This window comes from Erythrobacter donghaensis (assembly GCF_002155425.1).
Classification (GTDB): domain Bacteria; phylum Pseudomonadota; class Alphaproteobacteria; order Sphingomonadales; family Sphingomonadaceae; genus Erythrobacter; species Erythrobacter donghaensis.
The window spans coordinates 650,292-659,924 of record NZ_MUYG01000010.1 but is presented as its reverse complement, the minus strand read 5'-3'; the positions used below and the strand labels follow the sequence as shown (position 1 = coordinate 659,924).

The 9,633-nt window shown below is 65.2% G+C and carries 9 protein-coding genes; 2 read left to right on the top strand and 7 right to left on the bottom strand.

Features of this window, described 5'->3' with window-relative positions:
* Positions 1–79: 79 nt before the first annotated feature.
* Positions 80–1,456, top strand: coding sequence for an IS1182 family transposase (locus tag BZF59_RS11675; protein ID WP_086606213.1), 1,377 nt, complete (start codon positions 80–82; stop codon positions 1,454–1,456).
* 775 nt (positions 1,457–2,231) lie between these two features.
* Here BZF59_RS11675 and thiE read toward each other — a convergent pair.
* Positions 2,232–2,870, bottom strand: coding sequence for a thiamine phosphate synthase (gene thiE, locus BZF59_RS11670; protein WP_086608387.1), 639 nt, complete (start codon positions 2,868–2,870; stop codon positions 2,232–2,234).
* Between the two features lie 80 nt (positions 2,871–2,950).
* On the opposite strand from thiE, the gene BZF59_RS11665 reads away from it, so the two are divergent.
* Positions 2,951–3,358 (top strand): hypothetical protein, encoded by a 408-nt coding sequence (locus tag BZF59_RS11665; RefSeq protein WP_086608386.1) that lies wholly within the window; start codon positions 2,951–2,953, stop codon positions 3,356–3,358.
* A gap of 4 nt (positions 3,359–3,362) precedes the next feature.
* On the opposite strand, the gene BZF59_RS11660 is transcribed toward BZF59_RS11665, so the two are convergent.
* From BZF59_RS11660 to tkt, 6 genes are all read right to left on the bottom strand, one after another.
* On the bottom strand, positions 3,363–4,247 hold the full coding sequence (locus tag BZF59_RS11660) for a fructose bisphosphate aldolase (protein ID WP_086608385.1): 885 nt from the start codon (positions 4,245–4,247) through the stop codon (positions 3,363–3,365).
* A 124-nt stretch (positions 4,248–4,371) separates the two neighbouring features.
* A complete protein-coding gene (locus BZF59_RS11655; protein WP_086608384.1) occupies positions 4,372–4,824 on the bottom strand; it encodes a PaaI family thioesterase in 453 nt (150 codons plus the stop codon).
* Positions 4,825–4,828: 4 nt separating this feature from the next.
* Complete coding sequence (locus BZF59_RS11650) at positions 4,829–5,254, bottom strand: DUF4440 domain-containing protein (RefSeq protein ID WP_086608383.1); 426 nt, start codon at positions 5,252–5,254, stop codon at positions 4,829–4,831.
* A gap of 2 nt (positions 5,255–5,256) precedes the next feature.
* On the bottom strand, positions 5,257–6,462 hold the full coding sequence (locus BZF59_RS11645) for a phosphoglycerate kinase (RefSeq protein WP_086608382.1): 1,206 nt from the start codon (positions 6,460–6,462) through the stop codon (positions 5,257–5,259).
* 117 nt (positions 6,463–6,579) lie between these two features.
* Positions 6,580–7,587 carry a type I glyceraldehyde-3-phosphate dehydrogenase gene (gene gap, locus BZF59_RS11640; RefSeq protein ID WP_086608381.1) on the bottom strand — a complete coding sequence of 336 codons (1,008 nt, stop codon included), beginning with the start codon at positions 7,585–7,587 and terminating at the stop codon, positions 6,580–6,582.
* Between the two features lie 15 nt (positions 7,588–7,602).
* Positions 7,603–9,600 (bottom strand): transketolase, encoded by a 1,998-nt coding sequence (gene tkt / locus BZF59_RS11635; RefSeq protein ID WP_086608452.1) that lies wholly within the window; start codon positions 9,598–9,600, stop codon positions 7,603–7,605.
* Between the last annotated feature and the right edge of the window lie 33 nt (positions 9,601–9,633).

Genomic DNA, 9,633 nt, shown 5'->3' with positions numbered 1-9,633 from the left:
GATTGTGTTGAAAAACTCCTCCTTGCAATCGGGCTAAAGTATTGATTCTATGTCTTGGCAGACAAGCGGAGACGGTCGGATGATGGGTGAGCGGACGGTGGCGCAGGAGGCCCTGTTCTACAGCTTCAACCTGGAGCGGCATGTTCCGCAGGATCATTTGCTGCGCTCGATCGATCGGTTCGTCGACCTGTCGGGCATTCGCGAACATCTGCGTCCCTTCTACAGCTCGACCGGACGACCGTCAGTTGATCCCGAGTTGATGATCCGGATGCTGATCATCGGCTACTGCATGGGCATCCGGTCCGAGCGGCGGCTGTGCGAGGAGGTGCATGTCAACCTCGCCTATCGCTGGTTCTGCCGCCTGGGGCTGGAAGGCGATGTGCCCGACCACTCGACCTTCTCGAAGAACCGTCACGGTCGCTTCCGCGACAGTGATCTGCTGCGCCAGCTGTTCGAGACGACCGTGGCGCGCTGCATCGCCGAAGGACTGGTCGGCGGTGAAGGGTTCGCGGTCGATGGCAGCCTCGTGCGCGCCGATGTGAACCGCCAGCATGCCGTCGATCAGGCCGATGGCTTGCCGGACCCGGCCACCAGCCATGCCGTTCGCGAGTATCTGGCTGTGCTCGACGATGCGGCCTTCGGGGGCGCAACCCCGGTGCCGCCCAAGCAGTTGGCGGTGGCCGATCCGGCCGCACGCTGGACAGCGGCAAGCCGCGAGCGTGCCTTCTTCGCCTATGCCACCAACTACCTCATTGATCTCCAGAACGCAGTGATCGTCGATGTCGAGGCGACCACCGCCATCCGTCAGGCCGAGGTGACCGCCCAGCGCCGCATGATCGACCGGACGCAGGAGCGCTTCGGCCTCTGGCCCGAGCGGCTCGTGGGCGACACCGGATATGGCGATGCAAGGAACCTGTCCTGGCTGGTCGAGGAGCGCGGCATCGAGCCGCACATCCCTGTGTTCGACAAGTCTGCCCGCCGCGATGATACCTTCGAGCGTTCGGCCTTCACCTTCGACCATGAGGATGACAGCTATATCTGCCCTGCTGGCAAGCGGCTGCGCCAGAGGCAGAAGGTCTATCGCGAGGAACGTCCGTTCGTCGATGAGAACGGCATGTTGCGTTACCGCGCCAGCAAGCTCGACTGCAGTGCCTGCGCTCTCAAGCCGCGCTGTTGCCCGACCCAACCAGCGCGCAAGATCCTGCGTTCAGTCCACGAGGGCGCCCGTGATCTGGCCCGCGATATCGCCACGACCGACGCCTATCTGGTCTCGCGCCGCCAGCGCAAGAAGGTCGAGATGCTGTTCGCGCACCTCAAGCGCATCCTCAGGATGGATCGCCTGCGCCTGCGAGGTCCAAACGGCGCAAGAGACGAGTTCCTCCTCGCAGCCACCGCCCAAAACCTCCGGAAAATGGCCAAGCTGATCCCCATGCCAGCCACCACAGCCCCCGCATAAGCGGGGGCGAAGCCTCAGAGCGCCGCTCAGGCTCGCGCCAGCGCCGATCTCAGCGCCGGGTTTTTCAACACAATCCATTCACAATCAGCCGTTCGCGAGCGCCTCGGCAAGTCCCGAAAGCCAACAGGCTGCTATCGCGGCATTGGGACGAAAAGCTGACAGTCAGGAAACGACCCCGTTGCGGACATGAGGCCGCTCAGGCAGTTAGTAGCGCATGGAAGCATCAACCGCCTTCGAAGCAGTGGCAGCCAGCCTCATAGGGCAGCGGATTAGCTACATATGGCAGGGCTACGGGTCAGCGGTCTTCATAGAGTTTGGAGACCTCACTCCGAGGTCTAATCGGGACGGCTCTCCGGGGCATCCTGAAGGTCAAATCTCGCTTGGCGTCGAATGGTGTTGGCGGGTTGAAGACGACTCTTCCATCCTGAGCGGCAGCTGGAGCGAGGAGGAGTTATGGGAGCCAACCTTTGCTCTACTTCGCGACGCGCGGGTCGCAAGCTTGAAGCTGTTCGGTAGATTGCCTGAGGTAGAACTATCGACGGACCGAGGTGTCCGCTTCCTATCATTCTCGACAACGGACGGTCAGCCGAAGTGGGACTTAGTGGACCGCCGCGATGCCTTACCACGGTGGTTTTCAGTTCGCCACGGTCGCTTACACCTTGGAGACGGGACGGAACCATCGCTCTGACGCAATGTCGTTTTTCCACCCAGTTCCGGCCCTCCGAACTTGATCGCAGGTCGCATCAAAGCGGACATTTGGCTTTGCGGATCGAAGCTAACCCCGCATGGCTTTCGCAAACGCCTCAATCGCGGCGACCTCGTCCCCGCCCCACACCCCGTGGCTGACCGCAAGGAAGTCCGCCCCCGCCTCGATCAGCGGCTGGCAGTTGTCCGGCGTGATCCCGCCGATCGCGACGCAGGGGATTTCGAAGATCTGGCTCCACCACGTCAGCAGTTCGGGCGCGGGCCGCTCGGCATCGCCCTTCTCCTTTGTGCTGGAGGGGAAAAACGCCCCGAAGGCGACATAATCCGCCCCCGCCTCGCCCGCTTCCATCGCCATGTGGCGGCTGGCGTGGCAGGTGACGCCGATTTGCGCCTCGCGGCCCAATTCCTCACGCGCCTCCCTCGGAGAACCATCGTCCTGCCCGAGATGCACCCCGTCGGCCTTCAATCGCTTGGCGAGCGCCACCGAATCATTGACGATGAAGGCCACGTCATGCGCGGCGCAGATGGCTTGTAGCGGCGCGGCAAGGCGCGCAGCCTCGTGCTGGTCGATACCCTTCACCCGGAACTGGAAGGCGGTGACAAGATCGCCATGCCGCCGCGCCCCCGCCGCCAGCGCGCGTTCGAGCCGGGCGGGAAAATCGCCGCCGACGTCGAGCGGCGAGATAAGGTAAAGCTGTGTCTGGGTCATGGCGCGCTTCGCTAATCGCTTGTCGCCCGCCTGTCACCTGTTCAGCCGCCACTCAGGCGCGGGATCGCTTATGCCGGGGCATGAATATCCGCGCCCGCCTGCTCGCCGCGCTCGCCCTTGCCGCCGCCCTTGGCGCTTGCGCGACGGTGCCCGATTCCCCGCGGCCCGAAAGCCCGCCCGCGCCCGAGGGGAGCTTCGTGGCGCTGGGTGAGCCGGTCACGGTGGGCGAGATGGTCGCGACGCCGATGGAGGTGCTCGAAGACAGCCGCTGCCCGATCAATGCCCGCTGCATCTGGGCGGGCCGGTTGGTGGTGAAGACCCGGATCGACGGCGGCGGCTGGCGCGAGACCGCCGACCTGACGCTGGGCGAGCCCTACTCCACGCACGACACAGCGCTTGCGCTGGTCTCGGGCGAGCCCGCACCGGAAGCCGGCGAAGGCAAGCAGACCCTCCCCGCCGACTACCGCTTCGCCTACGCGGCGCGCTGAGCCGTCAGACGCTCGCGCCGGCGATCTTGTCGATTGCCTTGCCGAGCACCGCGTCGAACTCGGCGTCGGACTGGGTCTTGCGCAGATCCTGCAGCAGCCCGCGGCTGAAGCTGGCGATCATGCCGGGGTTCTGGGAGAGGCGCGCGCAGGCCTCGTCGGTCGAGAAGCCGCCCGACAGCGCGACCACGCGCAGCACTTTCGGGTGGTTCACCAGCGGGGTGTAGAGGCCAGCTGTGGCTGGGATCGAGAGCTTGAGCATGACCTGCTGGCCTTCGGGCAGCGCATTTAGGTGCTTGAGAATTTCCGCCAGCAGAATTGCCTCGCCCTCCGCCCGGTCTTCGGCGGTGATGTCATATTCGGGTTCGATGATCGGCATCAGACCCGCGGCGCTGATCTGCGCAGCCACTTCGAACTGCTGAGCTACCACAGCGGCGATGCCGGCGGGGTTTGCCGCCTTGATGACCGAGCGCATCTTGGTGCCGAACATCCCTGCCGCCACCGACTTTTCGAGCAGCGCGGGAAGCTTCGCCATCGGCTTCATCAACTGGACGCCGTCCGCCTCGTCGGCGAGGCCCTCGTCGACCTTGATGAAGGGCACGATCCCGCGCGCCTTCAGCGCATCGCTGGTCGACTTGCCGTCGACTTCGCCGTCCATCGTGCGCTCGAACAGGATCGCGCCGATCACCTTGCCGCTGGCAAAGCAAGGGCTGGTGATCACGCGGGCGCGCATCGCGTGGATCTGGGCGAACATCTGCTCGTCACCCGACCATTCGCTGTCCTCGACCCCGTAACCGCGCAGCGCCTTGGGGGTGGAGCCGCCCGATTGATCAAGTGCGGCGATGAACCCCTGTCCGGTGGCGATGCGGTCGGTCATTTCACGGGTGTTCATGGCAAGCGGTCTCCATTGGCGCCAAAGCGGTGTGTGGTGCGGCCCTCAAGGTCTGTGCATACCTATGCAGAACCCTTGGCAGCGCGCCTTAGCGAGGGCTTGCACATGCTGCAACCGCGAAGGATCAGCGCCGCGACAGGCGGCGGATGATGCCGGTGAAGCTCAGCGCAGGCTTGCCGTCGCCGGTGACGAGGCCGCGCACGAAGATCGTCTTGCCCCCGCCCCGCGTCACCTCACCCCGCGCCTCGACCAGCGCGCCTTCGTTGATCGAGCCGAGGAAATCGCCCGCAAGGTTCAAAGTCACCGCATGGTCGCCTGCCAGCGCGTCGGTGGCGATGGCGAAGAGCGCGAAGTCGGCGAAGGTCATCATGCAGCCGCCGTGCATGAAGCCGCCGCCGTTCATGTGCCGGGCCTCGGCGCGGAATGCGCTGGTGTAGCTGCCGTCATCCTCGCGGCGGTAGTAGAATGGGCCGGAGCGGGTCTCGTAGGGGTCGCCCTGCCAATAACGCCACCCGGCGAATTCGCCCGTGTCCATGACGGACAGGGCACCGTAGCTGGTTTCGACCGCTTCGCTCATCGGGTCACTTCCACAATTGCAGGCGGCTGACCGCCACCGCGATGCTGTCGTCGCCATCGAGCCGCGCGAGGCTGCGTTCGGTCAGCTTCCACCCGCCGATCGCGCCCTTGCGCCACAGGTCGGTGATGAGGAAGCCGCCCGACCAGACCTTGCTGCCGAAGGCGAGCTCGAGCTCCGCCCCGGCGACGAACCACGCGCTCTTGCCGTGGCCGCGCACGATCACTTCGCGGAAAGTAAAGCGGGTGCAGGCAAAGCTGCGTTCCATGGCCGACAGAAAGCTCGGGCGATCAAGCAGTTGCGGCGGAGTGCTGCCGATGAGCATCATGAAATCGCGATGCGTCGCCTTCTTCATCGCCTTGGCGTCGCTCGCCACCCAGGCGCGCATGGCGGAGAGCGCAAGCGCCTCGATCTCGGCTTCGGTCGCGGCCATGGTCAGCCTTCGAGCGCCGCGACGCCGGGCAGGACGCGGCCTTCCATCCATTCGAGGAAAGCGCCGCCAGCGGTTGAAATATAAGTGAAATCCTCCGTCACCCCGGCCATCGCCAGCGCAGCGACCGTATCCCCGCCGCCGGCCACGCTGGTGAGCGAGCCTTCGAGCGTCAGCGCCGCTGCGGTGCGCGCGAGTGCGACAGTGGCGGTGTCGAACGGCTCGGTCTCGAAAGCGCCGAGCGGGCCGTTCCACACCAGCGTGCGGCAGGTTTTGAGCACGTCGGCGAGCGCCTCAGTTGCCTGCGGGCCGAGATCAAGGATCATCTCGTCGGCGGCGACCTCGTGGACGTTGCAAGTGCGCAAGGAGGCCGGATTGGCGGCGAATTCTGTCGCTACGACAACGTCATAAGGCAGGTGGATCGTGCAACCGGCGTGCTCCGCCTCGTCCATGATCTTCGCGACCGTGGGGGCAAGATCGTGTTCGCACAGGCTCTTGCCGACATTTACGCCGCGCGCAGCGAGGAAGGTATTTGCCATGCCCCCGCCGATGATAAGGTGCTGCACCTTGCCCACCAGATTCTCGAGCACGGCAAGCTTGGTCGAGACCTTGGCCCCGCCCACCACCGCCGCGACCGGCTGCTCGGGCGTGCCGAGCGCCGCATCGAGCGCTTTCAACTCGGCTTCCATCGAACGCCCGGCATAGGCGGGGAGGAAATGGGCCAGCCCCTCGGTCGTGGCATGGGCGCGGTGCGCGGCGCTGAAAGCGTCATTGACGTAGAGCGTCCCGTGCGCGGCGATCGCCTGCGCCAGATTGGGGTCGTTCGCTTCCTCACCCGGCCAGAAACGGGTGTTGTCGAGCAAGCCGATGTCGCCCGCGCGCAGGATGCTGCTGACCGCCTGATCGACCACAGGACCGGCGATTTCGGGGATGAACATCACCTCCTTGCCCAGCACCTGCTCGACATCGCCGATCACCATGCTGGTCGAGAGCATCGAAGAGCGCTGACCGCCCGGTCGCCCGAAATGCGCCAGCAGCAGGACCTTGGCACCCTTGCCCGCCAGTTCGAGGATGGTCGGCTTGACCGCCTCGACCCGCGTCACATCGGTGGCCGAGCCATCCTTCATCGGCAGGTTGAGATCGACCCGCACCAGCGCGACTTCGCCGGTGAGATCGGCGGGGAGGTCATCAAGGGTCTTGAACTTGCTCACAACAATTCTCCGTTCGCCCTGAGCCTGTCGAAGGGCCGTCCTTCCTTCGCGGCGCAGTGCTCAAAGAAAATGCGGTGTTTCGACAAGCTCAGCACGAACGGGTGCTGGGCGGGTTTGTCAAAGGAACTTCGCCACCACGCCTGCGGTGTCGATCATGCGGTTGGAGAAGCCCCACTCGTTGTCGTACCAGCTCACCACGCGGGCGAGCTTGCCTTCCATCACGCTGGTTTCCAGCGAATCGACCGTAGAAGACGCCGGGTAGTGGTTGAAATCGCTCGAAACCAGCGGCTGATCGGTGTAGTCGAGCACGCCCTTCATCGGGCCCTCGGCAGCAGCCTTGAGCGCTTCGTTGATCTCTTCCTTGGTCGTCTCGCGGCTCGGCACGAAGACGAGGTCGACCATCGACACATTAGGGGTCGGCACGCGCACCGACGAGCCATCCAGCTTGCCCTTGAGTTCAGGCAGCACCAGCCCGACAGCGCGCGCGGCGCCGGTGGTGGTCGGGATCATGTTCTGGGCCCCTGCACGCGCACGGCGCAGATCCGGGTGGATCTGGTCCAGCATCCGTTGGTCGTTGGTGTAGGAGTGGATCGTGGTCATGAAGCCGCGCTCGATCCCGATCACATCGTTCAGCACCTTGGCCACCGGCGCGAGGCAGTTGGTGGTACAGCTCGCGTTGGAGATGATCACGTCCGCGGCGGAGAGGCTGTCGTGGTTCACGCCGAACACGATCGTCTTGCTGACGCCCGTCGCGGGGGCGGAGATCACCACGCGCTTGGCACCTGCTTCGAGGTGCGGGCGCGAAGCCTCGTCCGACTGGAAGAAGCCGGTGCATTCCAGAACGATGTCGATGCCCATTGCGGCATGCGGCAGCTTGCCCGGATCGCGCTCCTTGGTGACCGCAATCCGCTTGCCATTGACGATGATCGCATCGCCATCGGCGGTCACGTCGCCGTTGAAGCGGCCGTGGACTGAATCGTAAGCGAACAGCAGCGCGTTCGACTTTGCATCGGCGAGATCGTTGATCGCAACCAGATCGAGGTCATGGTCAGTGCGCTCGAGAATGGCGCGGGCGACGAGGCGGCCGATGCGGCCGAAGCCGTTGATGGCAACTTTGGTAGCCATGAGAGGAACTCCTGTTTAGTTCTTGAGCTTGCTCAGGATTTGCGGAACGATTTTCTCCGCGGTGAAACCGAAATGGGCAAACAGGTCTTCTGCCGGGGCGGAGGCACCAAAGCTGTCGAGCCCGATATTGAGCCCCGAGCGACCGGTGTAGCGTTCCCATCCGAGGGTCGAGCCCGCCTCGATCGAGACGATCAGCGCGTCATGCGGCAGCAGGTCGGCCTTGTAGGCTTCGGGCTGCGCATCGAACAGTTCGGTGCAGGGCATGGAGACCACATCGGCACCGATCCCCTGCGCTTCAAGCACCTCGGCGCATTCCACTGCCAATGCGACCTCCGATCCGGTGGCGACCAGCACGACCTTGCGGCCTGCCCCTCCGGCGCGCAGGCGGTAGCCGCCCTTGGCGCAAGCGTTGCTCGCCATTGTCCAGTCTGCATCGCCTTCGCCGCGCAGCTGCGGCAGGTTCTGCCGGGTGAGGGCCAGCACCGAGGGCGTTTCCGGCGTCGACAGTGCCAGCGCCCAGCACTCCGCCGTTTCGATCGTGTCGCAGGGGCGATAGACGTTGAGATTGGGGATCAGGCGCAGACTCATCACCTGTTCGACCGGCTGGTGGGTCGGCCCGTCCTCACCCAAACCGATCGAATCGTGGGTCATGACATAGACCACACCGGTCTGCTGCAGCGCCGAAAGGCGGATCGCGTTGCGGCAATAGTCGGAGAAGATCAGGAAGGTGCCGCCATAAGGCACGATCCCGCCGTGCAGCGCCATGCCGTTCATCGCCGCGGCCATGCCGAATTCGCGAATGCCGTAATAGACGTAGCGACCTGCGTAATCCTCGGCCGTCATCGGCAGGGTCGAGGGGGTCTTGGTGTTGTTCGATCCGGTGAGGTCGGCCGACCCGCCCACCAACTGCGGGATCGCCGCCGTCAGCGGGCCGAGCGCCATTTCCGACGCCTTGCGGGTTGCGACCTTTTGAGGGGCGGCGGCAAGGCCGCGGATGTAGCCTTCGATTGCGGTGGGGACGCGGGGCGCGATCGGTGCCATCTGAGCGAGGAAATCGTCCTTGTGCGCCGAAGCCTCGAGCCTGCCCGCCCATGCGCCATGCGCGGCGCGGCCCGGTTCGGCGGCGCTGTGCCAGTCGGCCAGGATCTCGGAGGGAACGACGAAAGGCTCGTGCGCCCAGCCCAGCGTCTCACGCGCCGCAACCACTTCCGCCGCCCCGAGCGCCGCACCATGGACACCGCTGGTGCCCTGCTTGTTGGGCGCGCCCTTCCCGATCAGCGTGCGGCAGGCGATCAGCGAGGGGCGCGGGTCGGCCTTGGCCTCGGCCAGCGCGCGGTCGATGTCGGCGAAGTCATGGCCGTCGCATTCGGTCACGTGCCACCCGGTCGCGATGTAGCGCGCCTTGATGTCCTCGGAGGTCGACAAATCGGTCGCCCCATCGATGGTGATGCGGTTGTCGTCCCACAGCACATTGAGGCGGCCGAGCTTGAGGTGCCCGGCGAGCCCGATCGCTTCGTGGTTGATACCCTCCATCAGACACCCGTCGCCCGCGACAACCCAAGTGCGGTGATCGACCAGATCGTCGCCATAGACGGCATTCAGGTGCCGCTCGGCCATCGCCATACCGACCGCCATCGCGAGGCCCTGCCCCAGCGGGCCGGTGGTGCATTCGACGCCCGGCAGCAGGAAATTCTCCGGGTGCCCCGCGCAAGGACTCCCCAGTTTCCGGAAATTGCGGATGTCGTCGATCGTCGGCGCGGCATAGCCGGTGAGATAGAGCAGGCTGTAGATCAGCATTGACCCGTGTCCTGCGGAGAGCACGAAGCGATCGCGGTCGGCCCATTCGGGCGCGGCAGGATCGAACTTGAGATGCTTGGTGAACAGCACCGTGGCGGCATCGGCCATGCCCATCGGCATCCCCGGATGGCCCGAATTGGCCGCTTCGACCGCGTCCATCGACAGGGCGCGGATGGCGTTGGCCATCGGCTGGAGGCGGGCGGCGTCAAGGCTCATGGGCACGCAATTCTCCTGCGGGAGCCGCCGTGC